General features: G+C 48.1%; 30 protein-coding genes and 2 pseudogenes. 12 read left to right on the top strand and 20 right to left on the bottom strand.

Annotated elements, in window-relative coordinates; translation table 11 throughout:
- Window positions 1–217: 217 nt before the first annotated feature.
- The 3 genes and pseudogenes from ACO6V5_RS22615 (at window position 218) to ACO6V5_RS22605 (ending at window position 1,862) form a co-directional block, all read left to right on the top strand.
- Window positions 218–928 carry a hypothetical protein gene (locus tag ACO6V5_RS22615; protein WP_422135529.1) on the top strand — a complete coding sequence of 237 codons (711 nt, stop codon included), beginning with the start codon at window positions 218–220 and terminating at the stop codon, window positions 926–928.
- A 69-nt stretch (window positions 929–997) separates the two neighbouring features.
- Window positions 998–1,132: pseudogene (locus ACO6V5_RS22610) on the top strand (YqaE/Pmp3 family membrane protein); the annotation flags it as partial.
- Window positions 1,133–1,202: 70 nt separating this feature from the next.
- Window positions 1,203–1,862: a DUF2959 domain-containing protein gene (locus tag ACO6V5_RS22605; protein WP_422135530.1), complete on the top strand. Its 660-nt coding sequence runs from the start codon at window positions 1,203–1,205 to the stop codon at window positions 1,860–1,862.
- Window positions 1,863–1,941: 79 nt separating this feature from the next.
- Here the strand turns inward: ACO6V5_RS22605 and ACO6V5_RS22600 are convergent, their stop codons facing one another.
- The 3 genes from ACO6V5_RS22600 to ilvC all read right to left on the bottom strand — a co-directional run bounded on the left by ACO6V5_RS22600 (window position 1,942) and on the right by ilvC (window position 5,216).
- A complete protein-coding gene (locus tag ACO6V5_RS22600) occupies window positions 1,942–2,850 on the bottom strand; it encodes a DMT family transporter (RefSeq protein WP_422135531.1) in 909 nt (302 codons plus the stop codon).
- A 90-nt stretch (window positions 2,851–2,940) separates the two neighbouring features.
- Window positions 2,941–3,873, bottom strand: coding sequence for a DMT family transporter (locus ACO6V5_RS22595; protein WP_422135532.1), 933 nt, complete (start codon window positions 3,871–3,873; stop codon window positions 2,941–2,943).
- A 326-nt stretch (window positions 3,874–4,199) separates the two neighbouring features.
- Window positions 4,200–5,216 carry a ketol-acid reductoisomerase gene (gene ilvC, locus ACO6V5_RS22590; RefSeq protein WP_422135533.1) on the bottom strand — a complete coding sequence of 339 codons (1,017 nt, stop codon included), beginning with the start codon at window positions 5,214–5,216 and terminating at the stop codon, window positions 4,200–4,202.
- A 185-nt stretch (window positions 5,217–5,401) separates the two neighbouring features.
- On the opposite strand from ilvC, the gene ilvY reads away from it, so the two are divergent.
- A complete protein-coding gene (gene ilvY, locus ACO6V5_RS22585) occupies window positions 5,402–6,265 on the top strand; it encodes an HTH-type transcriptional activator IlvY (RefSeq protein WP_422135534.1) in 864 nt (287 codons plus the stop codon).
- Between the two features lie 23 nt (window positions 6,266–6,288).
- On the opposite strand, the gene ACO6V5_RS22580 is transcribed toward ilvY, so the two are convergent.
- Together ACO6V5_RS22580 and ACO6V5_RS22575 are read right to left on the bottom strand one after the other, a co-directional pair.
- Window positions 6,289–7,482 (bottom strand): hypothetical protein, encoded by a 1,194-nt coding sequence (locus ACO6V5_RS22580; protein WP_422135535.1) that lies wholly within the window; start codon window positions 7,480–7,482, stop codon window positions 6,289–6,291.
- Between the two features lie 86 nt (window positions 7,483–7,568).
- Window positions 7,569–7,838 (bottom strand): hypothetical protein, encoded by a 270-nt coding sequence (locus tag ACO6V5_RS22575; RefSeq protein ID WP_422139050.1) that lies wholly within the window; start codon window positions 7,836–7,838, stop codon window positions 7,569–7,571.
- Window positions 7,839–7,912: 74 nt separating this feature from the next.
- Between ACO6V5_RS22575 and ACO6V5_RS22570 the strand changes: the two genes are divergently transcribed.
- The gene (locus tag ACO6V5_RS22570; RefSeq protein ID WP_422139051.1) at window positions 7,913–8,062 is read left to right on the top strand and encodes a hypothetical protein; all 150 of its coding nucleotides are present in this window, start codon (window positions 7,913–7,915) and stop codon (window positions 8,060–8,062) included.
- 432 nt (window positions 8,063–8,494) lie between these two features.
- On the opposite strand, the gene ilvN is transcribed toward ACO6V5_RS22570, so the two are convergent.
- The 7 genes and pseudogenes from ilvN to ACO6V5_RS22535 form a co-directional block, all read right to left on the bottom strand.
- Complete coding sequence (gene ilvN / locus ACO6V5_RS22565; protein WP_422135537.1) at window positions 8,495–8,986, bottom strand: acetolactate synthase small subunit; 492 nt, start codon at window positions 8,984–8,986, stop codon at window positions 8,495–8,497.
- Window positions 8,986–10,704, bottom strand: a complete 1,719-nt coding sequence (locus tag ACO6V5_RS22560) for an acetolactate synthase 3 large subunit (protein WP_422411631.1) — start codon at window positions 10,702–10,704, stop codon at window positions 8,986–8,988. Before ACO6V5_RS22560 ends, ilvN begins: the two co-directional genes overlap by 1 nt.
- Window positions 10,705–12,007: 1,303 nt before the next feature.
- Complete coding sequence (locus tag ACO6V5_RS22555) at window positions 12,008–12,307, bottom strand: hypothetical protein (RefSeq protein WP_422135540.1); 300 nt, start codon at window positions 12,305–12,307, stop codon at window positions 12,008–12,010.
- A 78-nt stretch (window positions 12,308–12,385) separates the two neighbouring features.
- Window positions 12,386–12,654, bottom strand: a pseudogene (locus tag ACO6V5_RS22550) (type II toxin-antitoxin system YafQ family toxin).
- Window positions 12,655–12,656: 2 nt separating this feature from the next.
- Window positions 12,657–12,917: a type II toxin-antitoxin system RelB/DinJ family antitoxin gene (locus ACO6V5_RS22545; protein ID WP_422135541.1), complete on the bottom strand. Its 261-nt coding sequence runs from the start codon at window positions 12,915–12,917 to the stop codon at window positions 12,657–12,659.
- 411 nt (window positions 12,918–13,328) lie between these two features.
- Window positions 13,329–13,727 carry a type II toxin-antitoxin system MqsA family antitoxin gene (locus ACO6V5_RS22540; RefSeq protein ID WP_422139064.1) on the bottom strand — a complete coding sequence of 133 codons (399 nt, stop codon included), beginning with the start codon at window positions 13,725–13,727 and terminating at the stop codon, window positions 13,329–13,331.
- A 3-nt stretch (window positions 13,728–13,730) separates the two neighbouring features.
- The gene (locus ACO6V5_RS22535) at window positions 13,731–14,027 is read right to left on the bottom strand and encodes a type II toxin-antitoxin system MqsR family toxin (RefSeq protein WP_422411634.1); all 297 of its coding nucleotides are present in this window, start codon (window positions 14,025–14,027) and stop codon (window positions 13,731–13,733) included.
- A 173-nt stretch (window positions 14,028–14,200) separates the two neighbouring features.
- On the opposite strand from ACO6V5_RS22535, the gene ACO6V5_RS22530 reads away from it, so the two are divergent.
- From ACO6V5_RS22530 to ACO6V5_RS22520, 3 genes are all read left to right on the top strand, one after another.
- Window positions 14,201–14,467: a hypothetical protein gene (locus ACO6V5_RS22530; protein WP_422139065.1), complete on the top strand. Its 267-nt coding sequence runs from the start codon at window positions 14,201–14,203 to the stop codon at window positions 14,465–14,467.
- A 25-nt stretch (window positions 14,468–14,492) separates the two neighbouring features.
- Entirely contained in the window at window positions 14,493–14,627 is a 135-nt protein-coding gene (locus tag ACO6V5_RS22525) for a hypothetical protein (protein WP_422135545.1), read from the top strand.
- Between the two features lie 240 nt (window positions 14,628–14,867).
- A complete protein-coding gene (locus tag ACO6V5_RS22520) occupies window positions 14,868–15,287 on the top strand; it encodes a DUF4124 domain-containing protein (RefSeq protein ID WP_422135546.1) in 420 nt (139 codons plus the stop codon).
- A gap of 49 nt (window positions 15,288–15,336) precedes the next feature.
- Here ACO6V5_RS22520 and ACO6V5_RS22515 read toward each other — a convergent pair whose 3' ends face one another.
- The 8 genes from ACO6V5_RS22515 to ACO6V5_RS22480 form a co-directional block, all read right to left on the bottom strand.
- Window positions 15,337–15,558, bottom strand: coding sequence for a HupE/UreJ family protein (locus ACO6V5_RS22515; RefSeq protein WP_422135547.1), 222 nt, complete (start codon window positions 15,556–15,558; stop codon window positions 15,337–15,339).
- A 51-nt stretch (window positions 15,559–15,609) separates the two neighbouring features.
- Complete coding sequence (gene ureG, locus ACO6V5_RS22510; RefSeq protein ID WP_422135548.1) at window positions 15,610–16,275, bottom strand: urease accessory protein UreG; 666 nt, start codon at window positions 16,273–16,275, stop codon at window positions 15,610–15,612.
- Window positions 16,276–16,286: 11 nt separating this feature from the next.
- Window positions 16,287–16,955, bottom strand: coding sequence for an urease accessory protein UreF (locus ACO6V5_RS22505; RefSeq protein WP_422135549.1), 669 nt, complete (start codon window positions 16,953–16,955; stop codon window positions 16,287–16,289).
- A complete protein-coding gene (gene ureE / locus ACO6V5_RS22500) occupies window positions 16,945–17,439 on the bottom strand; it encodes an urease accessory protein UreE (RefSeq protein WP_422411639.1) in 495 nt (164 codons plus the stop codon). Before ureE ends, ACO6V5_RS22505 begins: the two co-directional genes overlap by 11 nt.
- Window positions 17,440–17,491: 52 nt before the next feature.
- Entirely contained in the window at window positions 17,492–19,198 is a 1,707-nt protein-coding gene (gene ureC / locus ACO6V5_RS22495; protein WP_422139067.1) for an urease subunit alpha, read from the bottom strand.
- The gene (locus ACO6V5_RS22490; RefSeq protein ID WP_422411641.1) at window positions 19,198–19,518 is read right to left on the bottom strand and encodes an urease subunit beta; all 321 of its coding nucleotides are present in this window, start codon (window positions 19,516–19,518) and stop codon (window positions 19,198–19,200) included. Before ACO6V5_RS22490 ends, ureC begins: the two co-directional genes overlap by 1 nt.
- Before the next feature lie 13 nt (window positions 19,519–19,531).
- Complete coding sequence (locus tag ACO6V5_RS22485; protein ID WP_422135553.1) at window positions 19,532–19,834, bottom strand: urease subunit gamma; 303 nt, start codon at window positions 19,832–19,834, stop codon at window positions 19,532–19,534.
- A gap of 65 nt (window positions 19,835–19,899) precedes the next feature.
- The gene (locus tag ACO6V5_RS22480) at window positions 19,900–20,832 is read right to left on the bottom strand and encodes an urease accessory protein UreD (RefSeq protein ID WP_422139068.1); all 933 of its coding nucleotides are present in this window, start codon (window positions 20,830–20,832) and stop codon (window positions 19,900–19,902) included.
- Between the two features lie 286 nt (window positions 20,833–21,118).
- Here ACO6V5_RS22480 and urtA point away from each other — a divergent pair, with 286 nt between their 5' ends.
- The 4 genes from urtA to ACO6V5_RS22460 all read left to right on the top strand — a co-directional run bounded on the left by urtA (window position 21,119) and on the right by ACO6V5_RS22460 (window position 26,356).
- Window positions 21,119–22,426, top strand: a complete 1,308-nt coding sequence (urtA, locus tag ACO6V5_RS22475; protein ID WP_422139069.1) for an urea ABC transporter substrate-binding protein — start codon at window positions 21,119–21,121, stop codon at window positions 22,424–22,426.
- A 245-nt stretch (window positions 22,427–22,671) separates the two neighbouring features.
- Window positions 22,672–24,297, top strand: a complete 1,626-nt coding sequence (urtB, locus tag ACO6V5_RS22470; protein WP_422139070.1) for an urea ABC transporter permease subunit UrtB — start codon at window positions 22,672–22,674, stop codon at window positions 24,295–24,297.
- Window positions 24,298–24,360: 63 nt separating this feature from the next.
- Entirely contained in the window at window positions 24,361–25,509 is a 1,149-nt protein-coding gene (gene urtC / locus ACO6V5_RS22465; protein ID WP_422137041.1) for an urea ABC transporter permease subunit UrtC, read from the top strand.
- Window positions 25,502–26,356, top strand: coding sequence for an ABC transporter ATP-binding protein (locus ACO6V5_RS22460; RefSeq protein WP_422139071.1), 855 nt, complete (start codon window positions 25,502–25,504; stop codon window positions 26,354–26,356). The genes urtC and ACO6V5_RS22460 overlap by 8 nt, the downstream gene beginning before the upstream one ends.
- Window positions 26,357–26,390: the final 34 nt, after the last annotated feature.

Raw genomic sequence — 26,390 nt, 5'->3', positions numbered from 1 at the left:
ACTCCGTTTAATTGGTGACTGCAAGATTAGCAATATCACTAGAAACTATGGTCATATAATTACGACTCCCAGGGAGCTTGTGAAATGCCTAAAGCGAAGGATTAATGCCGAAATGGCATGGGGAGGAAGGCAGATAAAAATATAAGGTTTTACTTATTGGAATTAACTTCTTATAACAGGAAACTATAGAATTCCATTACCAACCAAATTGATAGCTATGAAAAGAATTACAATGGTTGTGGCCATGAAACAGGAAGCAGCGCCACTCATTGAGAAACTGGGCCTGGCCGAAACAGACGACACAAATCCCCTGCTACCCTGCAAAACCTTTGCGGGTGAGTATAAGAATCTGAACATCAATCTGATTACCAACGGTTCCGACTCAGTTCACGGTGTAGAAAATGTCGGTACCCAGCCAGCAACCCTGGCGGCATACGAAGCACTTCGCCTCTTGTCACCGGACCTGGTCATCAATGCCGGAACCTGTGGAGGTTTTTCCGACAAGGGCTGTAAAGTTGGTGACGTTTATATTGGCGAGCGTATTCGTTTCTTTGACCGTCGTATCCCCATGGGCGAACATTACGAAGCCTACGGCGACGGTAATTTTCAGTGCCAAGTGGCAGTGGATCTGGCCCGAAAACTGGATTTGCCCACCTCTGTTGTCTGCACCGGCAACTCTCTCGATATGAGTCCGACCGATGAAGCCATTCTGCGTCAGGAACCTATGGTCAACAAAGAGATGGAAGCCGCAGCCATTGCCTGGGTAGCTTCCCATTACCAGACGCCAGTGGTTGCGGTAAAATCGGTGACAGACCTGATGGACAGTAAGCATGGCACAGCAGAAGAATTCGCTTCCAACCTGGCCCTGGCCTCCAGAAATCTTCAGGAAGAAGTGCTGAGACTGCTTGATCTTCTTGCTCAGCAATAAACTACTAAGTACCTGGCCAGTTGGTTTCGCATATTCTGGCTGCAACCAAAACACACTCAGGGAGACGTTATGCGTTATTTTCTGGCAATACTTTTGCCACCGATAGCCGTTCTTTTATGTGGCAAGCCGGGTCAGATGATCCTTAATATTATTCTGACCCTGCTGGGTTGGATTCCCGGAATCATTCATGCCCTGTTTGTTGTTAACAGTCACCTGGCAGACAAGCGCAACCAGAAAGTCATTGACGCCATTAAAAATCAGGAAGATTAGCGCTATGTTCTCAGCATTCCGGGCAGGAATACCCGTCCTGCTGCTTATTTTGTCGGTCTTTCTGACAGGCTGCCAGAGTACTTATTACAGCGCCATGGAAAAGGTAGGCGTTTACAAGCGCGAGATTTTGGTGGACCGCATCAAGAGCTCTCAGGCCGCTCAGGAAGAAGCTCAAGAGCAATTCAGCTCAGCGTTGGAACAGTTTCGCAGCGTCGTCAATTTTAATGGTGGTGATCTGGAGGCGCTTTATGATCAGCTTAATGCTGAGTTCGAGGACAGCGAAGCTTCTGCAGATAAGGTTCGTAAGCGCATCCGGGACGTTAAAGATGTCTCGGAAGCACTCTTTGAAGAGTGGGAAGCAGAGCTGGAACTCTATTCCAGCGGCAGTCTTCGTCGTGCCAGTCAACTGCAGCTGAATGAAACCCGTCATCAGTACAAAAAAATGCTGGCCAGCATGGAACAATCAGAAAAGCGCATGCAACCGGTTCTGAATGCCTTCCGGGATCAGGTTTTGTATCTGAAACACAACCTCAATGCACGGGCTATTGCGGCACTCAAGGGTGAATTTGGTGCCATTAAGCTGGACATTGATCGCCTGCTAAGAGATATGCAGCGCTCCATTGATGAGTCACGCAAGTTCGTTGCCACCTTGCAACAGTCATGAGTGATCGAAGCAATCTTGCTTCACTTTGAGTGGGGAAAGATTGCTCGGGAGTCTAACCCGGACTGTCTGTTGAAGAATATTACCTACTGCTTATCCACAACCCCATAAAGATCAATCCTGCCCCTATCAGGTGGAACTGATAAAGCGTCTGCCCAAGAATGGGAATAGCGAGCATAGCTGAAAACACGGGTATCAAAAAGTGAAACATGGCTGCAGTGCTTGGTCCCAGCACAGACACGCCGAAGTTCCAGAAAAGAAAGGCGACCAGAGTAGCAAACAAAACCTCGTAAATGATTACATAAAGTGCATCCTGGCTAATGGAGAAGCTGCGCTCAGATGCAGGCTCCCAGAGATAGAAGGGCAAAAGGAACATCGCCCCAATTCCGATTAGTGTGGTTAGCAGCTGAGCCTCGGATAAAGGCAGTTCAAAACGCTTGAGCAAAACGGTATAAAGACCCCAGCAGCACATAGCAAGAAACATGATCATGTCTCCTCTGCCAAAATCAAGACTGACCAGCATTGACCACTCTCCTTTACTTAAAATCGTGAGTAGTCCGGGAATTGCCATTCCCATACCGAAAAGCTGCCTTTTTTTAGGAAAAACATGCAGCAGAGGAACCGCCAGGATCATTGTAATGACGGGCAGAATCATCTCAATCAAGGCCAAAGTCACTGCCTGTGTGGATTCAGCAGCGATGTAAAGCAGTGTGTTAGCGCAGAAAATGCCGAGGAACCCCAGGACCAGCAGTTGATAGCGACCTTGAAAGATTACCTTTCTCTGTTGAATCAGTTTCTTGCCGGTAAACGAAAACAGGATCAGAAAAGCCAGAGTCCACCGCCAGAATGACAATGCGATGGGAGGAATGCCTTCTACACTCATCTGGTTTGCAACAAGATTCTCTCCCGCCCAACAGAGAGTCGCTAACACCACCGCCAGTATTGCCAGAATGTTAGAATGAGCAATCAAATGGACGATTTTTTCTCTCAAGTTACTGCTCCAAAAAAATATGTCTGTGATCTTTTAAACCTCTTGAATCATTGGCACTGGCTTAAGCCCTTATCTATTCACATAGGGAGTCTAACCCGGACTGTCTGTTGAAGAATATTTCCTGTTGGTTATCCACAATCCTGTAAAGATCAACCCTGCCCCTATCAGGTGGTACTGGTAAAGCGTCTCTCCAAGGATGGGAATAGCGAACATGGCTGAAAACACAGGGATCAGGAAGTTGAACATAGCCGCATTATTTGCCCCGAGTAAAGACACGCCGAAATTCCATGACATATAGGCGACCAATGAAGCAAAAAGAACTGAGTAACTGATCAGAAAAAGTGCTTTCGGACTCACGGTAAAGCCACCTCTCATCGATAGCTCCCAAAGGTAAAAAGGCAAGAGGATCACCACCCCAATCCCGACCATTATGGTCAACAGATGAGCCCCGGACAAAGGCAATTCAAAACGCTTGAGCAAAACCGTATAAGAGCCCCAGCAACAGGTAGCGAAAAGCATGATTAAATCTCCCCTGCCAAAGTCCAGGCTGGCCATCGATGACCATTCTCCCTTACTGAAAATCGTCAACAGTCCCGGAATAGCCATTCCCATACCAAACAACTGCCTTTTTTTAGGAAAAGTCTTCAACAGAGGAATAGCGAGAATCATAGTAATCACGGGCAGTGCTATTTGTATCAGGCCCAGGTTTACCGCCTGTGTGGATTGAGCTGCGATATAAAGCAATGTGTTAAAGCAGGTAATGCTGAAGAATCCCAGGATCAGTAATTGATAACGACTCTGAAAAATCAGCTTTCTCTGCTGAATCAGTTTCTTTCCGGTAAACGAAAACAGGATCAGAAGAGTCAGAACCCACCGCCAGAATGACAGCGCGACGGGAGGGATATCTCCCACACTAATCCGGCCCGCAACCAGGTTACCCCCCCAACAGAGTGTCGCTAAGACCAACCCCAGTATTGCCACAATGTTAGGTTGGGTCTTCAAATGGGCAATTTTTTTTCTCAAGGTACCGCTCCAGAAAATTTGCCGACTGTCTCTTAATTCACAACCATCGCAACTATTGTAAAATGCGCTCCGGAAATAAAGAGACTAGAGCTTTAACTGTATCTCTGCCCGAAATAATCATCATCCGTTAGCCATTATTCAAAATTCGATCATGAATCGATTTATGGCTGGCTTCCTATGCCTGGCAGACATTGTTCGTTTCCCGGGAGCTTCCATAGTCGCGAAGTAGACTAGTTTACGAACAGCGTCATCAATCAGAAAAACTTGTGCTTTTTAAACTAAAAAAGGCGCACAAGGCGCCTTTTTTGAAAAGTTGATTTTAACAATCAGTTCTTATCTTTATCAACCAGCTGATTCTCGGTGATCCAGGGCATCATTTCACGCAGCTTGGCACCGGTCTTTTCGATTGGGTGAGCAGCATTGTTACGACGATAAGCAGTCATGGACGGATAGTTCATTGCACCTTCAGTGATGAATTTCTTGGCGTACTCACCGTTCTGGATGTCTTTCAGGGCTTCACGCATAGCCTTACGAGATTCATCGTTGATGACTCTTGGGCCGGTTACATACTCACCATACTCAGCATTGTTGGAGATGGAGTAGTTCATGTTGGCGATCCCGCCTTCGTACATCAGGTCGACAATCAGCTTCAGCTCATGCAGACATTCAAAGTAAGCCATTTCAGGAGCATAACCTGCTTCGGTCAGTGTTTCGAAACCGGCCTTAACCAGCTCTACCGCACCACCACACAACACAGCCTGCTCACCAAACAGATCGGTTTCGGTTTCATCTTTGAAAGTAGTTTCGATGATACCGGTACGACCACCACCTACGCCACAGGCGTACGACAGGGCCAGATCTTTAGCCTTTCCGGAAGCATCCTGATAGATAGCAACCAGATCAGGGATACCGCCGCCTTTAACAAACTCGGAACGCACAGTGTGACCCGGTGCTTTAGGGGCAATCATGACAACGTCCAGATCAGCGCGAGGAACAACCTGGTTGTAGTGAATAGCGAAACCGTGAGCAAATGCCAAGGTTGCACCCTGCTTCAGGTTAGGCTCAATTTCGCTCTTATACAGCTGAGACTGGAATTCATCCGGAGTCAGGATCATGACCAGGTCAGCCTGGGCGACTGCAGCAGCCACGTCCATTACCTTTAGGCCTGCAGATTCGGCTTTGGCAACAGAAGCGGAGCTCTTACGCAGACCAATGGTGACATCTACCCCGGAGTCCTTGAGGTTATTGGCATGGGCATGACCCTGAGAGCCATAGCCAATAATGGATACTTTCTGACCACGGATGAGGGAAAGATCACAGTCTTTATCGTAATAAACTTTCATGATGGACTCCTGAATAAAACGCCCTGGATTATCTTTTCTTGTCCGGGCTGAAAACGTTGATTTGGAGATTAAAGCAGACAGATCATTTCGTAAAATGATATATTTGCAATATAACGTTTCATATTACGAAACAGCCTTGAGCAAAGGTGAAAAACCGCCATAAGTGAGGGTGAAAAACGATCATTATGGATCTGAAACCACTGAGGCATTTCCTGAGTCTCGCTGAAACGCTCCATTTCGGCCGTGCCAGCGCAGCCTGCCATGTCAGCCCATCTACCCTGAGCCGAAGCATTCAGCATCTGGAAAATAATTTGGGGGTATACCTGTTTGAACGGGACAATCGCAGTGTCAGCCTTACCGCAGAAGGCATTAAGTTCGAGAGATATGCACGGGAAACCCTGATTCAGTGGTCAGCGATTCGCAACGAATTGATAGCCGAATCGAAAGAGTTGAAGGGTGAGATCAGTGTATATTGCTCCGTAACCGCCAGCTACAGCTTTCTATATGACATTCTCAAGCGCTTTCGACAACGCTATCCGAGCATTGAAATAAAGCTTCATACCGGCGACCCTGACTCAGCCATTGATCTGATCACCTCTGGAAAAGAAGATATAGCCATTTCTGCCCGCCCGGATAATTTATCCTCGGAGATTCAGTTTCACAGCATCGGACTTTCCCCGCTGGTCTTCATAGGCCCTGCTTCGGGAGAAATTTCTACCCCAGGGACGGTTGAAGAGTGGAGCAGAACGCCCATGATCCTGTCAGAAAAAGGTATTGGGCGACAGCGGGTTGATTACTGGTTTTCAGCCAAAGGCATCAAGCCAAAAATATATGCCCAGGTCGCTGGTAATGAAGCCATTGTCAGCATGGTCAGCCTGGGATTTGGAGTCGGCGTAGTACCGCAGATTGTATTGGATAATAGCCCACTGTCTGACAAGGTTAAGATTCTGAATATCACCCCCTGGCTGGCTGCTTATGATGTGGGACTCTGTGTGCTGGACAAGAAACTCAAAAGTCCATTGATTCGGGCCTTCTGGGAGCTGCTTTAGTCGATTTTCTGAGAACAGCCCTATCAGTTCGATGTCCCGCCTGAGTCCAGATCAAAAGCCTCCATCAGGTCCAGTTCAAATCGATTGTTTTTTGCTTTCTTCATGACCACTTTATTTTCGGCAATCCAGGGCTTGCCCAGACACCAGGCTACAAGGGTCTCTCCGTGATGAAATATAAGAATCTTGCTTCCTGTATTATGGTTACTCAGAAGGTAGGGAGTCACTTGTCCTGCACTCCAGGAAAAATTTTTGAAACGACAGCCCCCGGTCACTGAGTCGCAAGGTACATGCTCAGTCCAGACAAGCTTCTGATGTTCTGGCAGGAAGATGTCGTATTGCCGCGGCTGCCACCAACTAATCCTCTTCAGTTTATAACCGGGTTGATCCGTTACCACTATTAATTCCTGATCAGAGTCGCCATAAAGAGAACTCAACATGCGAAAGTCATAATTGGCATTAAATAGATAAGCGACACTGCTTTGTAAATGACCACCAATGACTGTACTTGGTGTCGATTCGTCGGAGGTAATTCCTTTTGCTTCTCGCCAGTCGGGCACCAGAACCACCGGGATTGAGCTATTGTAGTAGGCGGCAAAATAGGAATGCCAGTCAATAAAGCGGTCCAGCCAGTTCTGACAGACCGCGCGGCTATCAAGATAATCGTCTGCAGATTTATGGAATGCCTTGAAGGTTCTGCTACCAGTATTTATGGCTTCACAGTTGCTGGCGATCAGGGATGAGTAGTGCAGAAAACCAGAAGGCACATCTGCCGGTTTGGCCTGAGTGAGATTCTTCCATCTCTGAAAATCCTTTTCAAGATGACTGAACAGGCTATTCAGTCTCTGCTCAATCACTGCCTTAGGGCCATTCCCCCAGTACTCTACATCAGACAGCTTAACGAACTCTGGTTCTTCTGTATTACCGATCAGCTTACTGGTAACAATCCAACGGTTAGTTTGATAATTTACCACGCCTATAAATAAAGGGTGGGCAGGGTGGCCCGTAGCTGCCTGTTTTTTACTGACATAAAAAATGAATTCATCTTCCCTGAACACATAATACGATATTCCTATTGTCACTCCTGCCAGAATCGCCAGCCCCACGATAGTGTCTTTGTATAACCTCATCCCGGCCTGAAGATGAGAGTGCCCGGAAAGCGCAAAAAACACGACGAATGCCTTTAAAATATTCTTCCGTCCAACCAGATATCCAGCCATCGATATTTCCAGTGCATGATTTAGAATGCCATCCAGTATAGATAATTACAGAACAACTTCTGTTTAAAGAATACGGTTCAGGAATGCTACTCGAAAAAGAGTCTCTGAAATTGAGCAGACCATCCCGACTGGGGGATGTTATAAACGGCTGAGTTCGTCGTGTCGAGGTCAAACGCTTCGGTCAGGTTCAGCTCAAATCGATTGTTTTTTACTCGCCTGGAAACCACCTTATTTTTGGATGACCAGGGTGTACCCAGATGCCAGGCGACAAGGGTCTCACTATGATGAAATTTGACATCCTCCCCGCCGTGAAGAGGCTGTCGCAAAACTCTGGTTCCCGCCTTCACCCCCGTCATTCCCCGATTTCATTCTCGTCATTCCCGCGAAGGCGGGAATCCACACTGACTCTCCACCAGAACCATACTGCCCGGTGTCCTCCTGGCCTTGTCATCCCCGAGAAGGCAGAGATCCACACTTGGCGCTGGATTCCCGCCTTCGCGGGAATGACGAACTCAGAGCATGGGAACGAGTCCTTAGAGTTTTGCGACAGCCTCTGAACGACGGGGATTCCTACAGCTAGACGGTCATGCCCGACCGCAGTGTACACCTTACCCAATATCGGCATACACCTTATTCGACAATCTGCTCTACCTTTCGGATTGTTAAGAAACACGGGCAGAAAGCGGAAGGTATTTTACTTCTCCTGTCAGGTAGCGTAATCGCTAAAAACACCTGACGGATAGCAAAATAGCACAAGGGGTTTGCTCTGCAAGCCGAGCTTTCATCCCCGTCCTCAAAGTACGGGGTTTTACGCTCATTCGATAAGTACCTTTAAAATATTCAGCCGTCCAATTCGGTCTCTGACCATCAATAGGTCCAATTCGTGATTTATAACGCTAGACAGTATAGATAACTTTAGAACCGCTGCTTTTAAAAAGAAGACAGGTTAGAAGAGAAAGTCTCTCCGGTCAGAGCCGGAGAGCTATCAATATGAGAGGAGTTAAAAGAAAGGTTACAAACTCAAAACTTTCTCGCCACGGGCAATGCCCGTAGTACCACTACGAACCACTTCCAGCACCTGAGCCTGGCCGATGGCGGCAATGAAGCCATCCAGTTTCTCTTGGGTACCGGCCAGCTGAATGGTATAAACCGAGCTGGTGACATCGACTATCTGACCTCTGAAGATATCCGCTGTGCGTTTCACTTCAGCTCTCAGCGGACCGCTTGCACGAACCTTGATCAGCATCAGCTCACGTTCAACATGGTGACCTTCGGTCAAATCCACCAGCTTGACCACATCAATGAGCTTGTTCAGCTGCTTGGTAATCTGTTCAATCACCTGTGGATTACCGGAAGTGGTCACTGTCAGACGAGACAGTGTCGCATCTTCCGTAGGTGCAACGGTCAGGGTTTCAATGTTGTAGTTACGCTGGGAAAACAACCCGACAATGCGTGACAGAGCACCCGGTTCGTTTTCTACCAGTACAGAGATAATCCGTCTCATCAGGTTCTCTCCGTCTTGCTGAGCCAGAGGTCACACATGCCACCATCCTTGATTTGCATCGGATAGACATGCTCATCGGGATCTACCTGAATATCCATGAATACCAGACGATCTTTCAGAGAGAAGGCTTTTTCCATCGCAGGCAGCAGCTCCTCCGGGCGGGTGACTCTTATACCCACATGGCCGTATGACTCCGCCAGTTTAACGAAGTCAGGCAGAGACTCCATGTAGGAGTGAGAGTAACGGCTGTCATACTGCATATCCTGCCACTGTCGTACCATACCCAGTGCCTGATTATTGATATTGATCACCTTCAGGTGTAAATCGTATTGCAGGCAGGTTGACAGTTCCTGAATATTCATCTGGATACTGCCTTCACCGGTCACACAGGCAACCTGTTCTTCAGGGAAGGACAGTTTGATACCCATGGCCGCTGGCAGGCCGTAGCCCATGGTGCCAAGACCACCGGAGCTGATCCAGCGATTTGGCTTGTTAAACCGATAATGCTGGGCAGCAAACATCTGATGCTGACCTACGTCGGTGGTCACAAAGGCATCACCTTTGGTGACTTGATAAAGGGACTCAATGACCTGCTGGGGCTTGAGAATGCCGTCACTTTTTTCATAAGTGAACAGACCTTTTTCTCTCCAGGAATCAACGCTTGCCCACCATTCGGCAAGAGCAACACTGTCCTGAGAGCCCTGATATTCGTCTATCTGGGCAAGCATGTTTTCCAGAACAGCATCGACCGGACCCACGATGGGGATGTCAGCCACAACGTTTTTGGAAATACTGGCCGGATCAATATCAATATGGATGATCTTGGCATTCGGACAGAACTTTTCAGTGTTATTGGTCACCCGGTCATCAAAACGGGCACCCACCGCCAGAATCAGGTCGGACTCATGCATGGCTTTGTTGGCACAATAGCTGCCATGCATTCCCAGCATCCCGACAAACTGACGATCAGACCCCGGAAAACTTCCCAGACCATTCAAAGTATTGGTTACCGGTACGTCCAGCTTTTTGACCAATTCTGTCAGCAACTCTGAAGCCTGACCCAGAACCACTCCACCACCGGCATAAATAACCGGCCTGCGAGCCTTCATAAGCAGTTCAACCGCTTTGCGGATCTGCCCGTTATGACCCTTGGCGGGCGGGTTGTAAGAACGGATTTTGACCTTTTCCGGATACTTGTATTCGTATTTTTTAGTCAGGTCGGTGATGTCCTTGGGAATATCAACCACCACAGGACCGGGTCGTCCAGTCTGGGCGAGATGAAACGCCTTGCGGATAACCTCCGGAATATCTTCAGCTTTCTTCACCAGGAAGCTGTGTTTAACGATAGGTCTGGAAATACCCACCATATCCACTTCCTGAAACATGTCAGTCCCGATAAAGGTGGATGGCACCTGACCTGAAATCACCACCATGGGAATAGAGTCCATGTAGGCTGTGGCAATACCGGTAATCGTATTGGTAGCCCCCGGCCCGGATGTCACCAGTGCTACTCCGGGCTTACCTGTAGCCCGCGCATAGCCGTCAGCCATATGGGTAGCCGCCTGTTCGTGGCGCACCAGAATATGGGTGACTGCTTTTTGTCTGAAAATCGCGTCATAGACGTGCAACAGGGCTCCACCAGGATACCCATAGATGTACTCTACCCCTTCATCAGCCAATGAACGGACTACCATGTCCGCGCCGGATAAAAGCTCCACGTTTGCTTACCCTCGGCAGTACTAATTATTAGAAATGAATCGGCTTGACGCCGCTGAGCTAATGCTCATTTACAGCCCATGCTGCCTGAGCGGTTAGGGACTCCGGCCTCTCTTTTTTGACAGCGTACAAAGCAGTACACACTGTATTCAAGGCCTCAACATTCCTGTATGGGTAGGGTCAGGAATCTGACAGATGACGCCCGGCAAGGCTCATCTGCCAGCATTCCAAGGAATGCTCTTATCAGGGAATGGATAAGTCCCCCGGATTGTCGCATAAACCCCTGAGTTCACCTGATCAGGTAGTCCCAGGAGGACACATTCTTTACCTTCAATGAAGCAGAGTCAATAGCCCGACAGAGCAGAATTACGGAAATTGCTTACATTTTAGTGGTAAAGATAAGTATTCAAGATAATCACCACCCCGTCACTCACCCTCTGGCTTTAGCTCAACATCCAGACTCGAACGACTGCGAACGTTCAACCTCAATGAAGTGCGGAATGACACATGATCCGTCATTAGGTAACAACGGTCGAGTAACGCTTGTTACAGTAATTCCAAGAAACCCATCATAGCCCCTACCATAACGACAATCAGTGTCGCCCCAAGATGGGCATACAAACCAACCGCTGCTTCCCCAAGAGTCAACAGCCACAGTACAAACTTCTTTATTCTTTGGGTTAGTAAAATTGCCAACCGCATTACCCTCATGACAAGCCGTCCAAGTCAATTTTTCATGTCTAATGTATAAAAAAGACACAGGGCAATTTTTGTCATTAACGTACGGAATGCATGGATCCGTAGGCAGAAAATTGTCAGATCCATAATCAATTTTACAGTTACAATCATCTTGAGAAACACCGACACAACCAGACGGGCAATTCGTAGATACTCCATATTCATCAACATATATGTCGCATATTGTCTGTGTGCGTGGAACAAAACATGTAGCATATTCCATTTCACAGTCAATCCACTCTAGATCTTTACAATCAAAAAAAACATTAGCAGTGCCTTCAAAACTAAATGAAATGTTAGATGGACATTTTGCAACTCCATCTTTGGTAGTATTGACAGATCGGTAAGACTCATCAGCAGCAATGAGGTAACTGCCTGTGAGCTAATAATTACAATTTGTAATAAAACATAGAGGCAAGAAGTTTTCATAATAAATGCCCTGATCAACTACAAACAAGCCATGAAAAATAAACAGGATTGACTTGCCGGGCTCAGTATAGCCGCATAACCCCTTAAATCAGTAGTTGCCGACATGCAATCCACTGGATTTTATTGTTAGGTGGCGTGTTAGTTGTTGGGGAGGTGTTGACGGATGAGTAATTCTAGTTGTTCTATTTTTTCGTCGCTACGTTTAAAGCCTGCATAGGTGGCTTCAGTAAGAGCACCAATGGCAGCTTTAATTTCTGAGAGTTCACGGTCATGCTGTGCAAAGCGCAACCGATTTTCCTGCTGGTACTCTCGCATCTCCCGTCTTGTTGCCAGTATCTCTTGGTGTGTATCACCAGTGATCTCAATGAGACTACGAACTGCACTATCCAGAGAGTCAAAATGTGACTCAAGTTGCTCTATCCTAACTTCTAACGACATCGGTACTACTCTCGTTGTGAATGGAGTAACCAGCATAGCAGAGACTGGCACAGAGACACCTAACATAAGGTTATGTTGCTACCTAAACAATTCAGAATGTGACCCCAGACGCTCAAAGAATATTTTATCTTCTACCACTGCATAGATTAATAACCAGTCTGGCTCTATGTGACATTCTCGATAGCCGCGATAGTTACCAGTCAGGGAATGGTCTTTGTATCTCGCTGAAGTGGTCTATCTTCTATGAGCTGATCTGTGACTTTCTTTAATTTTGAGCAATCTTTACCCTGCTTCTTTGCTTTTTTAACGTCCCTTTTGAATTGATTCGTACTGACTGGCTTTAGCATCATTAAATATCCAAGTCATCGTACATTTCCTGAGCGTTTTCGTAGTGCGTTAAACCTACTCCTTTCTCTGTGTCGTCAAAGGCTTTAAGGGTTTCTTCATTAGGTATACGAACATCAAAAGGTAATCCATTGCACAAACCTACTTGCTTATAAAACAAGGTGATTGCATCTGTTGCGTTCAGCCCCAGTTTCCTGAATATCGCTTCTGCATGTTCCTTCACATCAGGCTCTATTCTGGCTCGGATCATTGCGCTTTTGCTCATTTTTAAGTACCCCATGCGTCATATTGTTCTGTACAGTGTCATTGTAGATCATTTGGGGTACAGTGCAAACGCAACATACCAAACGCTTCCAATTCGTGGCTTTGCCACCCGACCGCCCTTCGGTCGGCGTCCGAAGCTGAGGGATATACTGCACACTCGGTATAATATCATTAACAACCGTACCACGAAGCATACTATCATGGCAGGGAAGCAACTCTCGGAGAAATCACAAAGGCCGACCATAGCATACGCATGGCCAAAGCTTATACGACATTGCTAGCCCACCCTGACAGTGTCATACAGCAGCGAGGCCGTGACCTAAAGCTCTATGAAGAGATCCTGCGTGACGGCCAGGTAAAATCCTGTTTCCAGCAAAGACGTTTGGCTGTCTCACAGTAACTAGTAAGTATTTCAGCTACGAATTTCAGACAAAAGCTCTGGATGATTGTTCAGCAGTCTGAACAGTTTTACCAGTGAAAGTGGTGGTTTGGTTTTGCCATTTTCGTATCGGGAAAATGCGTTAACCCCTCCACCAAAAATCTCTCCGGCCTCTTTCTGGTCAAGAGTCAGCTTTTTACGGACATTCGCAATAAAGCCCGGGTCGACTATGGAAGCGTTTACCTGTTTATTAAAAGCAACCATCGCCGCACTAACCCGCTCTGATTCTCTGGCGTCAAGAACGACCTCTCCACAAGCCGGACAATAACCTCCGGTAACCTCCGGGATAGAGGTACTTTCACCTTTGTAAGTGTGCGGCAAATCACGAGTGTCATGCACCAGATCGGCCCCAGAACATATTGGACATTTCATCGTCTATAGCTCCTTAAAGGACACGACGAGTACATCATCAGTAACCGTCAGTTTCAGACAAACCTCATCGGCTGGTATGATGGGTTTGTAAACATCTTGCCAGACCCGATGATCCCCATAAGTTGTCATGCTTTTATAGAAATCCCGAGGGTTCAGGGTTAACACCACATCAATGATACCACTGGAATCAAGCCCCAGACCTGCGGCTCCAGAGAGAGCGCTCCCGGTAAAACGTACTTTAGTCGGCTCAATTAACGATTTAACGACAGGGAGCTTACAGTGAGGCGTTCTCTTTTCCATAGCCTAAAAATAACCTATTAGGTTAATTTTAACAAGTTTGACTGCCAAAAGTTCAAGGGTAGATCAACCGATCCGAAAGCTTTACCGTCTCAAACAGGAATATTCCTCGGAATATTACTGACAGATCAAGAAAAGCCCCAGCAAAGAAGCTCCTACTACCAGAAGAGCTTTTTATGGCCACAGAGATTTATAACTTTTTTGAACTCACGACTTCTTTTGACCTCAAGTCCAAAGATACAACTCGTTCCCATGCTCTGAGGGTGTCGAAAAACTCTCTCCAGCGTGGGAACAAGTTGACTCCCGTCATTCCCGGCTTCATTCTCGTCATTCCCGGCTTCATTCTCGTCATTCCCGGCTTCATTCTCGTCATTCCCGCGAAGGCGGGAATCCACACTGACTCACCACCAGAACCCCACTGCCCGGTGCCCCCCTGGCCTTGATCCCCGAGAAGGCAGAGATCCACAGTTGGCCCTGGATTCCCGCCTTCGCGGGAATGACGACCTCAGAGCATGGAAACGGGCTGTTGGAGTTTTGCGACACGCTCTGGAGCGTGAGAACCAGAGCTTTGCGACAGCCTCTAAAGGCTTGGAGCTATTTTGAGGGTTTTCAGGGTATATCAGAGGGGGTATTTATAGAAATACAGTTTTACTTAATAAAAACAATTCAAATAAATCAACAAGTTAAAGCTTTTTCAATATTCTGCCAGAAATTGCTTACATTTAGAGTAATGACTGCAAACAATCATGAGCCAGAAAAACAGCTTTAGCTCACTATCATCAGGCTAAAAGCCGGGCTCGGTGATGTTTCCAATAATAAATCAAACACTTAAGGATAATCAGCATGAAAGCAATACAAGCCCTGGTTTTGCTGCTTCTGACGGCTTGCCTCAGCCTACCCGTTCAGGCAGAAAAAATTTACAAGTGGATTGATGAAAAGGGCACAGCTCACTACTCCTCCAGACCGCCACTGGTTAATGTTGATACCGAGATCATTTCAACGGTGAACGAGCATAAAGAAGAGCCTGAAGACCCGCCCCCTTCCGTTGAATCTGAGTCCACCCCGAAGAATCCTTCTGAAACCCGTCAAAACCCAGAAGTTCTGGCTTACTGTAATACTCTTTCAGCCAACCTCGAGACACTCGACAGTGATGATCAGGTACGTCTGGACAAAGCCGATGGCAGTTTTGAAATACTGAATGACGAAGACCGGGAAAGGGAGAAGGAGAGAATTCATCAGCAAATGAAACAGTTCTGTTTCTGAGCAGGGCCACAATAACCACCGGGCAGGCTTAACTGCCCGGCTTCGTTGATTAACTCTGACGTTTTTTAGCTGTAATCTTTTTATAGATACGGTAGGAAAAACACGCCAGGGCACCGGTGACGCCGATAAAGACCATATGATCGGGCTCAGTTAGAAAGTGCATCAGCAATGAGAAAACACTTCCCTCTGAATGGTCTCCCGGATGAGCAAACGCCTGAGAAGAGACCAACACGGCGGCAGTGGCTATAGAAACAGCTCTCAGTTTTTTCATATCGTACTACTCCTGTCTATTTTTATTACCGCAAACGGTGAATATGCGAAATTATACGCTCACGGCAGTGGGTTCGTGATCCTGTTTTTCAGGCATTTTCGCTTCCAACATGCCTTTGTCAACGATAAAGTCGATCACTTCACGGACACCCTGCTCCGCTTTCAGGTTGGTGAACAGGAAAGGACGATCTCCGCGCATCTTTTTTGCATCCCTGTCCATGACTTCCAGAGAGGCTCCAACGATAGGTGCAAGATCGGTTTTATTGATGATCAACAGATCAGAACGGGTAATACCCGGCCCTCCCTTACGAGGAATCTTGTCTCCTGCGGAAACATCAATGACGTAGATGGTCAGGTCGGACAGTTCAGGGCTGAAGGTTGCACTGAGGTTATCGCCACCAGACTCCACCAAAACCATTTCCAGTCCCGGATGTCTCTGACAAAGCTCATCCACTGCTGCCAGATTCATGGATGCATCTTCACGAATAGCCGTATGAGGACATCCACCGGTTTCAACGCCAATGATGCGATCTTCTTCCAACGCCTCATGACGAATCAGAAACTGCGCGTCTTCTTTCGTATAAATATCATTAGTCACCACTGCCAGATTATAATGCTGGCGCATGGATGCACAGAGTTTGGTAAGCAGTGCTGTTTTACCGGACCCCACAGGACCACCGACACCAACGCGGAGGGTTTGAGTCTGCTTGCTAGTCATATTTCTTCTTCCTAGGATCTGAACAATCTTGAATACTGGTGCTCATGCCAGCTGCTGGCCATGGCGAAATGCACCAGGTTATTCCCCAATTCGTGATCATGAATCGTCTTGGCGCTCTCGATCACAGGGCCAATTTCACTGGCCAGATGGTGCAAAATTTTCTGGGCATCGGTCTGTCCGAGAGGCACCGCCTTGGTTGCTGCTGTCACCTGATTTTCGCACCATGACCAAAGCAGCCCGATAGCGGCAATGTCTTTCTCCATACCGTGACATAAACTCGATAAAGCAAACATAGCTGCCTGGGAGGGTATCTCCAGCCAGTCCGCTCTGGATTCTTCCGGGAATAAAGACTTCAGCCAGGTTTTGAATGCCCTGCCCACCTGACAGTCTTCATCATAAAGCTCTCGAGTTTCTCGAAAGGCGAGCAATTGACGGTTCCAGTGCTCAACTGATGGCCTGTCGTCAGACCGGAAAGCGTCGTAAAGTCGAAAGAATACCGGAACATCAAGACGACCCATTCCCTGCCCGAGCAACTGAGAGACCCAATGGCAGGTGGACTCACGATCAAAACACCATTGCCGATCAATAGCGGTTTCCAGACCCTGAGAGTAAGCAAAAGCCCCAACAGGCAGGGCTGGACTGGATAGATGCAAAAGGCCAAGTAATGCCTCAGTATTCATGGTTTTCTACCGGCTCATGGCTGTGCTCACCAGAGTGATGATGATGGTGATGACTATGCCCCCTGGCGTAAGCACCGCTTTCGGGCTCAAAAGGAGCTTCCGTGTGATCTACCGTCAGCCCCAGTAAAATCACCATTTCATCCAGAACGTGATCTTTCTGGAATCGAAGCCAGTTATTACCTATCTGTAACGGAACATGGCGATTGCCAAGGTGATAGCAGGCTTTGGCAAACGTCAGGGCATTCTCACAACTGGCGGTTGTGACCTCTTCATCGCTGGCTCGAATCAATACGACTTCACCGCTGTCTGCCTGAAGCAGGGTGCCGTCTCTTAAAACATCGCCGCGCTCGATGAATATTCCCGCTGCTCTTCCTCCCTGGGTGGTCGCTTTTAAACGACCTCTCTTGCGCTCATCAAATGGCAGCAATAGCTCATCATTGTGCTGAACATCAGTTTCCTGCAGGCGCCTGGTTAACTTCAGCATTTCTTATTTTCCTTTGCTTGATTGGCTTTGGGCTATTTATTGTAAAAAATGATTAAAAAAGAAAGTAGCGCTGTGCCAGAGGTACGACTTTGGCCGGTTCACAGACCAGCAGCTCGCCATCGGCACGCACTTCATAGGTCTCTGGATTCACTTCCATATGGGGCTGCCAGGTGTTCAGCAACATATCTTTCTTGCGAATCGTTCGGGTATTTTTTACCGCAGAAACGACTTTATTCAATCCTAGTTTACGGCCAATGTCGTTTTCAAAAGCGGCCTGCGAAACAAACGAAAGAGAGGTAGCAGAAACGGTTTTACCCAGAGCCCCAAACATGGGTCGGTAATGAACCGGTTGTGGTGTCGGGATAGACGCATTGGGATCACCCATAGGTGCCATGGCAATCGCTCCACCCTTTAATACCAGAGAAGGTTTAGTGCCAAAGAATGCCGGTTTCCAAAGCACCAGGTCAGCCAGCTTACCCGGCTCGACAGAGCCCACTTCATGAGAAATACCATGGGTTATTGCCGGATTCATGGTGTATTTCGCCACATAACGGCGTGCCCTGAAGTTATCCACACCCGCCGATGAGTCTTCAGGCAATAATCCCCGTTGAACTTTCATTTTATGAGCCGTCTGCCAGGTACGACAAACCACTTCACCGACCCGCCCCATGGCCTGGGAGTCCGAAGCAATCATCGAGAAAGCGCCCAGGTCATGTAGAATATCTTCTGCTGCAATGGTTTCTCGACGAATGCGGGAGTCGGCAAAAGCCACATCTTCAGGAATGTTCGGATCGAGATGGTGACAAACCATCAGCATATCCAGATGCTCATCAACCGTGTTGATGGTGTATGGACGTGTCGGGTTGGTAGACGACGGAAGCACAAAGTCTTCACCACAGGCCTTGATAATATCGGGAGCATGTCCGCCTCCGGCACCCTCGGTATGATAGGTGTGGATAACTCTGCCCTTGAATGCGGCAATAGTATCTTCAACAAAGCCGGATTCATTTAGGGTGTCGGTGTGAATAGCTACCTGAATGTCGTATTTCTCTGCCACTCCAAGGCAACAGTCAATAGAGGCTGGAGTGGTCCCCCAGTCTTCATGAAGCTTGAGCCCCATGGCTCCCGCCAGAACCTGCTCTTCCAGTGCTGCGGGTATGCTGGCGTTGCCTTTGCCAAGAAAACCGATATTCATAGGTAAACTGTCCACAGCCTGCAGCATGGAACTCATATGCCACTCACCGGGTGTACAGGTTGTCGCATTGCTCCCTGTAGCAGGTCCGGTGCCGCCACCGAGCATGGTGGTGACCCCGGAAGCCAGGGCTTCTTCTATCTGTTGGGGGCAGATGAAGTGGATATGGGCATCAATCCCCCCCGCAGTGACAACCTGACCTTCGCCAGCAATCACTTCGGTGCCGGGACCAATAATGATGTCGACTCCGGCCTGCACGTCGGGGTTGCCGGCCTTGCCTATCTTTTCTATCCGGCCGTTTTTAATGCCAATATCCGCTTTTACGATGCCCCAGTGATCCAGAATCAGAGCATTGGTAATGACCGTATCCACAACATCAGCCCCTGTTCTCTGACTCTGGCCCATACCGTCACGAATAACCTTGCCGCCTCCAAACTTCACTTCGTCGCCATAAACGGTAAAGTCTTTCTCCGGACTGATGAACAGATCCGTGTCACCAAGACGTACTTTGTCGCCTACAGTCGGACCAAACATGTCCACATAGGTTTGACGTTCCATTCTGGCCATTATTTATCTCCCTGCTCAAGCTCACCCATGACATCACCACGGAAACCATAGATTTTGCCTGCTCCGGCAAAACGCACCAATTCAACCTGTCGATCCTGACCAGGCTCAAAACGGACAGCGGTTCCTGCCGGGATATTCAACCGGAAACCGAGAGTGGATTCCCGATCAAAAGCCAGTGCCGGGTTCACTTCATAGAAATGATAATGAGAACCAACCTGTACTGGCCTGTCGCCAGTATTGGCCACGGAGACAACGCAGGTCTCACGCCCTTTATTAATGTCGATTGCCTCTTCGCAGGCAATGACCTCTCCTGGAATCATAAAACCTCCTGCTCTACGCAATGGGATTGTGAACCGTCACCAGTTTGGTGCCGTCCGGAAAGGTGGCTTCTACCTGAACTTCATGAATCATCTCGGGAATGCCTTCCATGACATGGTCACGAGTCAGGATTTCACGCCCTTCATTCATCAGCTGAGCAACTGTCTTGCCGTCTCTGGCGCCCTCCATTATGTGCATCGAAATCAGCGCAATGGACTCCGGGTAATTCAGCTTTACTCCCCTGCCAAGGCGACGTTCAGCAACCAGTGCCGCTGTGTATAACAGCAATTTGTCTTTTTCTCTGGGGGTCAGCTCCATGAGAGCCCTCCAATTTATCCTTGTGGTCTTTTAATGCGCTATTGGTAGGTTATAGGCATCAACAATCAGGTATTCCAGATTCTGGGCTTACAACCTTTCCGGCCATTCAATTGGCCACGGAGCTCATTCCAAAGCCAGGTAAACAGTGTTCTGGCCTGTTCAGGTGAGCTGCCCAGATAGCGAGCAATAAAAACCCCGTTTCGCCAGGTAATGGCTGTACATTTAGAGCCTCCGCAGGCTTCCAGCCTTTCATGCAGATGATCACAACCGGGGTCTTGTTCAAAGGTCATGAGCAGTGTACCGAATACATGCTGGCCATTAAGACCAAGAACGGACTGAGCAAGAGGTGAGCCCGCTGCCAGCTCCAGCCTTTCTCGATAAAGTGGCTGATCGTTACGAGTGAGGTGAAGATTCTGGATCACCCTGCCCTGCTCAAAGGCTTCGCCACTGGCTTTACGACCAAGACAAACGATATCCCAGCCTGCGTAGCAGCCATTGCCGTCCAACTCAATGGATGTATTCAGTTCCGCTTCTGCACCATTGAAAATAATAGTTTCCTGAGGCAACCATTCAAGACAGGCATTGTCTTGAACGACCATGGACGTCAGCTGTTTCTGAAGACGGCCATTACCATTAAAGTAGACTTTCCCTGCAGCAGGAGTAGTCACCAGTCCGGATGCACCAGAGTGGGCTTCAAAACTCTGAATCAGCTCATCACCGGCCACCAACCCTCCTGGCGGGTGAAGAATATAGAGATGCGCCAGGTCTTTACCTTCTGGCCAGAACGGACGTTGAATCCGCAGGGGACCATAATGGCGCGTGCGGCCCATGCGGGTATGGCCGTCCATGTATTTCAGCTCCACAGCAATTCCGGCACGCCAGCCGCTGTCTCCGGACGCAACGTCACCCTGATTGGAATCAGTATCCGGGTTGGATCGCGGGATAGAGTGTCGATTGAATGCCAGCCCCATACTTCTGCCCTTACTGTTAAAGGTCATCTCTGGCCTGCAAAAGATGTTCCATTTTATTTTTATACGACTGCTGACATTCTTGACCATAAAGTCAGCTTAAATAGCACCAAAAAAATACATAGGCACCATATTGGTGATCGAGGATGTTCTGAAATAAGGCATCTACTGTCAAGACGATATTAAGAAATTAACTCTAACTCAACTGTTAGAAGTGAGAGCTTTTCCTAATGAACGACAGTTACTTAATATATTGGCATGCACATTGCTGTCACACTGTCGCACATAAGGATAAAAAACAGGATTAATAAAAACTATGAAGAGCTCCCTCAAAAAACTCTCGAAGGGCCTGGTTGTAGCTTCTGCAGCAACCGCCGCCCTCTCTTTTTCGGTCATATCCCAGGCTGCAGAGACCATCAAGGTAGGTGTTTTACATTCTCTGTCAGGCACCATGGCGATCAGTGAAACCACATTAAAAGACACTGTTTTAATGATGGTGGACGAGCAGAATAAGAAAGGTGGACTACTGGGTAAGAAACTCGAAGCGGTTGTTGTTGATCCTGCCTCTGACTGGCCTCTGTTTGCAGAAAAAGCGCGTGAGCTGCTGGCAAAAGAAAAAGTCGATGTCATTTTTGGCGGCTGGACTTCCGTATCCAGAAAATCAGTTCTGCCAGTGGTTGAAGAGTTAAACGGCCTGATGTTCTACCCGGTTCAGTATGAGGGACAAGAGTCATCCAAAAACGTTTTCTACACCGGCGCAGCGCCTAACCAGCAGGCTATTCCTGCGGTTGATTATCTAATGAGTTCAGAGGGCGGCAGCGTCAAACGTTTTGTTCTGGCCGGTACTGATTACGTCTACCCGAGAACCACCAACAAGATTCTGGAATCCTACCTGAAGAGCAAGGGTATCAAAGAGTCGGACATCATGATCAATTACACGCCTTTTGGTCACTCTGACTGGCAGACCATTGTTTCTGATATCAAGAAGTTTGGTAAAGCTGGTCAAAAAACGGCGGTTATTTCCACCATTAATGGCGACGCCAACGTACCTTTCTATAAAGAACTGGCTAATCAGGGCATTGCTGCTGAACAGATTCCGGTGATTGCCTTCTCTGTTGGTGAAGAAGAGCTGTCAGGTATAGATACTGCACCTCTGGTAGGCCACCTGGCAGCCTGGAACTACTTTATGAGCGCCGAGAGTGATATCAACGATGAGTTCATCGAAACCTGGCAGACCTTTACCAAGAATGAAGAGCGTGTTGCCAATGATCCAATGGAAGCCACTTATATTGGCTTCAACATGTGGACAAAAGCCGTTGAAAAAGCAGGAACCACCAGCGTTGATGCCGTCCGTTCGGCCATGTATGGCATCACTGTTCCCAACCTGACGGGTGGTATTGCAGTGATGAACACCAACCATCACCTGACCAAACCGGTATTGATTGGCGAAATTCAGGACGATGGCCAGTTTGAAATTGTCTGGGAAACCAAAGGGGGCGTCATTGGTGATGCCTGGACTCAATATCTGCCCGAAAGCTCGAAAATTGTTGCTGACTGGTCAGCCCCGATCAAGTGCGGCAACTACAACCTGGAATCAGGTGTCTGCTCTGGTCAGAACTACTGATTAGTCGTCTTTTGTTGAAGTCATAGCAATAGTGCTCTCTAACTCCCGTAATGAGCATGGAGATTTGAGCCTTAAGACAAGGCGACGATCGCCAACGCAGGATTAAAGCCCAAATCTTCAGCGCAATAGGGAGTTAGAAAGTTCGATTGGTATCACATGGCATGAGAAGTTAGTTTTTTCATGCCATCACCAAACGCCTGTCCAATACAAGACAGGCCAACACATAGTTATTCACTGGAAATTTTATGACCTGGAGACTCTGGCAAGTATTGCCTTTAGTATGCCTCTGTCTTCTTTTTGTCTTTGTCTCATCCTCACAGGCTCTGGCCAATAGCAACACCACAAGCAATGAAGAGCTGGCCAGACAATTGAGTGAGAAGTCATGGGACAAACTGGAGACCACCGTAACCCATCTCTCTGCCAAAGGTGATGATAAAAGCCAGAAACTGTTAACCCTCTGGTTATCTGGCCAACTGTTTATTGAAAAGAGCACGGGTCGTCTGGTCACGGGCAATAAGTCAGGTCGACTGTATCTCATTGCTGACCCGATTACCGATGAAGCCCTGGGTGAAGTCAAAAAGCGCAGCTTGAAAAAAATCAGAATCAATAACCGGCTGCGAAACTCCATCAGAACCGCTCTGGCTCTCTGGGACCTCAAGTCTGAAGACCCGGAAAAGCGCCTTCAGGCAGTTAAGGAAACATCCAGAAACCTTCAGGCTGACACATTGGCCATTCTCAAAACCATGCTGGAGAAGGAGTCCGATGAGGATGTTCATTCAGCTCTGACAACAGCGGTTGCCTTATATCAGATCCAACAGGGTAGTGATGAACTCAAGCTCCAAAGCCTTGAAATTCTGTCTGAGTCTGATGACCCTTTCGTTCGTTCAGTATTGGAATCAGCGAAAACAGAGACTAAGAACAAAGAAATTCTTCTGGGCATAGACACCGCACTGGCCGACATGGATCGAAGACAGGAGTACTACTCCGCAATAGAAAGTGTTTTCTTTGGCTTGAGTCTGGGTTCGGTATTACTTCTGGCTGCCATTGGTCTGGCGATCACTTTTGGTGTTATGGGGGTTATCAACATGGCCCATGGCGAAATGATGATGCTTGGCGCTTATACGACTTTTGTCATTCAATCAGCTTTTCCATCATTCTTGGAACAATCTCTGTTTATTGCCATTCCTGCCGCCTTTGTTGTTGCTGGTACCGTCGGTATTTTGATTGAGCGACTGGTCATACGTCACCTTTATGGTCGCCCACTGGAAACGCTTCTAGCCACTTTTGGTATCAGTCTGATACTGCAACAGGCCGTAAGAACCGTCTTCTCTCCCCTGAACCAGGCAGTCTCAACACCGGAATGGTTAAGCGGCTCCTGGGTGATCAATGAAGCTTTATCTCTGACCTGGAACCGGGTCTACATCATTGGCTTCAGTCTGGCCGTCTTTCTGACTCTGTTGTTTATCCTGCGCTACACCCGATTTGGTTTGAATGTGCGGGCAGTTACCCAGAATCGCGCCATGGCCAACTCTATGGGTATTCCCACCCACCGTATTGACGCACTGACCTTTGGCCTTGGTTCCGGTATTGCCGGCGTTGCTGGTGTTGCCCTGTCCCAGTTAACCAATGTGGGTCCAAATCTCGGCCAGAACTACATCATCGACTCTTTCATGGTGGTGGTCTTTGGTGGTGTTGGAAATCTCTGGGGCACACTGGTGGCAGCCATGAGCCTGGGTGTCGTCAATAAGTTGCTGGAACCCTGGGCAGGTGCAGTCGTTGCCAAAATCCTGGTACTGATTTTCATTATTCTGTTTATTCAGAAAAGACCCAAAGGCCTGTTCGCCCTCAAGGGTCGTGCGGTGGAGGATTGATCCGTGAGTTCTGTAACATTGTCGTCAAAGAGCCATGAGCCAAAAAACAGCCATAGGCAAAAGATGCATGGAAAAGGTCCTCTTAGTCGTTTTCTTCTCGACGATCCAGCAGGCAAATGGCTTTTGATCGCGGTTTTTGTCATTAGCATCATGGTCTGTGGACTCAACCTTCTGGCACCTGAAGGCTCTGCCCTGCATGTCAGCAGTTATACCGTCACGCTGCTTGGAAAATATCTCTGTCTCGGCCTTCTGGCCCTGGCTCTCGATCTGGTCTGGGGTTATTGCGGCATCCTCAGTCTCGGCCATGGTGCCTTTTTTGCCCTCGGTGGCTATGCCATGGGGATGTACCTGATGCGTCAGATTGGTGACCGTGGTGTCTATGGCAATCCTGAGCTGCCGGACTTCATGGTGTTTTTAAGCTGGCAGGAACTGCCCTGGTACTGGCAGGGTTTTGATTCTTTCTTGTTTACTATTGTGATGGTGGCTGTGGTTCCCGGCATTCTCGCTTTCCTGTTTGGCTGGCTGGCATTCCGTTCCAGGGTCACCGGCGTCTATCTGTCCATCATTACTCAGGCACTGACTTATGCCCTGATGCTGATGTTCTTCCAGAATGATTTCGGTTTTGGTGGCAACAATGGCCTGACCGACTTTAAAGATATTCTGGGCTTCAGCCTGCAAAGTGATACAACCCGTGTCGCTCTGTTGATGTTTTCAGCGCTGGCCCTGGGACTGGGCTACCTGATTTGTCGATGGCTGGTGAATTCCCGTTACGGAAGAGTTCTGATGGCTGTCAGAGATGCCGAAAGCAGAACCCGCTTTATGGGTTATCGGGTTGAACATTACAAGCTGGTTGCTTTTGTGGTTTCTGCTGTGTTGGCCGGCATTGCAGGCGCACTTTATGTGCCACAGGTAGGCATTATTAATCCGGGTGAGTTCTCCCCCGTCAACTCTATTGAACTGGTGATCTGGGTGGCCGTTGGTGGCAGAGGAACACTCTATGGTGCAATCATAGGCGCACTGCTCGTTAATTATGCCAAAACCTGGTTTACCGGAGCGATGCCCGATGCCTGGCTGTTTGCACTGGGTGCACTGTTTGTCGTCACAACACTCTGGTTACCCAAGGGCGTTGTTGGTTTATTCAGTCAAGTTCGTGAAAAGTTTTTGAAACCATCAGCCCGGACTCGGGAACAGGAGGTAGCCGATCGTGGTTGATAAACATATATCGGATAACACTCTTCTCTATCTTGACAATGTGACAGTCAGCTTTGATGGCTTCAAAGCCCTGAACAGCCTGTCTTTTTTAATCAACCAGTGTGAACTCAGGGCCATCATTGGCCCTAATGGTGCCGGTAAAAGCACCATGATGGACGTCATCACTGGTAAAACCCGACCTGATAGCGGAGAGGTGCTGTTTAATAAAAACCGCTCAAGGCTGCTTAATAAGAGCCGCTCAAGGCTGCTTAACAAGAGCCGCTCAAGACTGCTTAACAAGAGCCGCTCAAGGCTTTCAAGAGGTTCTATCGATCTCACCCAACACGATGAAGCAGAAGTGGCCAATCTGGGAATTGGCCGAAAGTTTCAGAAACCTTCTGTCATCGAGAGCCTGACGGTCTGGGAAAATCTGGAGCTGGCTCTTAAAGGTCGTCGTTCACCTTTTGAGTCTATGTTCAAAGCTCTTTCTGCAGAGGGTCATAGAAAGATTGACAAAACACTCGGCAGAATCCGCCTTCAGGATCGCCGTGACTTTATTGGAGCATCCCTGTCTCACGGTCAGAAGCAGTGGCTTGAAATCGGTATGTTATTGCTTCAGGACCCCGAGCTTCTTCTGATTGATGAGCCTGCAGCCGGTATGACAGATGAAGAAACCTTCAGAACCGCTGACCTGCTTCGAGAATTGTCTGAAGAGCGAAGCGTCGTGGTCGTCGAGCATGACATGGCCTTTATCAAAGCGCTTGACTGTAAGGTTCTGGTACTCCACGAAGGCAGTGTCCTGGCAGAAGGGTCGCTGGATCATGTTCAGCAAGATCAAAAAGTCATCGACGTCTATCTGGGGAGATAGCCTGAGGCCAAAAAGCAGCGCTGTGCTGGAGAAT

It is taken from the genome of Endozoicomonas sp. ALD068, from assembly GCF_049310145.1.
Lineage (GTDB): Bacteria > Pseudomonadota > Gammaproteobacteria > Pseudomonadales > Endozoicomonadaceae > Endozoicomonas_A.
The sequence above is the reverse complement of the archived record's forward strand: the minus strand, read 5'-3'. Positions and strand labels throughout refer to the sequence as shown.

Coding starts and splice junctions, on each gene's coding strand:
- ACO6V5_RS22615 (WP_422135529.1), top strand. CDS start 218: ATGAAAAGAATTACAATGGTTGTGGCCATGAAACAGGAAGCAGCGCCA.
- ACO6V5_RS22605 (WP_422135530.1), top strand. CDS start 1,203: ATGTTCTCAGCATTCCGGGCAGGAATACCCGTCCTGCTGCTTATTTTG.
- ilvC (WP_422135533.1), bottom strand. CDS start 5,216: ATGAAAGTTTATTACGATAAAGACTGTGATCTTTCCCTCATCCGTGGT.
- ilvY (WP_422135534.1), top strand. CDS start 5,402: ATGGATCTGAAACCACTGAGGCATTTCCTGAGTCTCGCTGAAACGCTC.
- ACO6V5_RS22580 (WP_422135535.1), bottom strand. CDS start 7,482: ATGGCTGGATATCTGGTTGGACGGAAGAATATTTTAAAGGCATTCGTC.
- ACO6V5_RS22575 (WP_422139050.1), bottom strand. CDS start 7,838: ATGACGGGGGTGAAGGCGGGAACCAGAGTTTTGCGACAGCCTCTTCAC.
- ilvN (WP_422135537.1), bottom strand. CDS start 8,986: ATGAGACGGATTATCTCTGTACTGGTAGAAAACGAACCGGGTGCTCTG.
- ACO6V5_RS22555 (WP_422135540.1), bottom strand. CDS start 12,307: ATGTCGTTAGAAGTTAGGATAGAGCAACTTGAGTCACATTTTGACTCT.
- ACO6V5_RS22545 (WP_422135541.1), bottom strand. CDS start 12,917: ATGAGCAAAAGCGCAATGATCCGAGCCAGAATAGAGCCTGATGTGAAG.
- ACO6V5_RS22540 (WP_422139064.1), bottom strand. CDS start 13,727: ATGAAATGTCCAATATGTTCTGGGGCCGATCTGGTGCATGACACTCGT.
- ACO6V5_RS22535 (WP_422411634.1), bottom strand. CDS start 14,027: ATGGAAAAGAGAACGCCTCACTGTAAGCTCCCTGTCGTTAAATCGTTA.
- ACO6V5_RS22530 (WP_422139065.1), top strand. CDS start 14,201: ATGGCCACAGAGATTTATAACTTTTTTGAACTCACGACTTCTTTTGAC.
- ACO6V5_RS22520 (WP_422135546.1), top strand. CDS start 14,868: ATGAAAGCAATACAAGCCCTGGTTTTGCTGCTTCTGACGGCTTGCCTC.
- ACO6V5_RS22515 (WP_422135547.1), bottom strand. CDS start 15,558: ATGAAAAAACTGAGAGCTGTTTCTATAGCCACTGCCGCCGTGTTGGTC.
- ureG (WP_422135548.1), bottom strand. CDS start 16,275: ATGACTAGCAAGCAGACTCAAACCCTCCGCGTTGGTGTCGGTGGTCCT.
- ACO6V5_RS22505 (WP_422135549.1), bottom strand. CDS start 16,955: ATGAATACTGAGGCATTACTTGGCCTTTTGCATCTATCCAGTCCAGCC.
- ureE (WP_422411639.1), bottom strand. CDS start 17,439: ATGCTGAAGTTAACCAGGCGCCTGCAGGAAACTGATGTTCAGCACAAT.
- ureC (WP_422139067.1), bottom strand. CDS start 19,198: ATGGCCAGAATGGAACGTCAAACCTATGTGGACATGTTTGGTCCGACT.
- ACO6V5_RS22490 (WP_422411641.1), bottom strand. CDS start 19,518: ATGATTCCAGGAGAGGTCATTGCCTGCGAAGAGGCAATCGACATTAAT.
- ACO6V5_RS22485 (WP_422135553.1), bottom strand. CDS start 19,834: ATGGAGCTGACCCCCAGAGAAAAAGACAAATTGCTGTTATACACAGCG.
- ACO6V5_RS22480 (WP_422139068.1), bottom strand. CDS start 20,832: ATGACCTTTAACAGTAAGGGCAGAAGTATGGGGCTGGCATTCAATCGA.
- urtA (WP_422139069.1), top strand. CDS start 21,119: ATGAAGAGCTCCCTCAAAAAACTCTCGAAGGGCCTGGTTGTAGCTTCT.
- urtB (WP_422139070.1), top strand. CDS start 22,672: ATGACCTGGAGACTCTGGCAAGTATTGCCTTTAGTATGCCTCTGTCTT.
- urtC (WP_422137041.1), top strand. CDS start 24,361: ATGCATGGAAAAGGTCCTCTTAGTCGTTTTCTTCTCGACGATCCAGCA.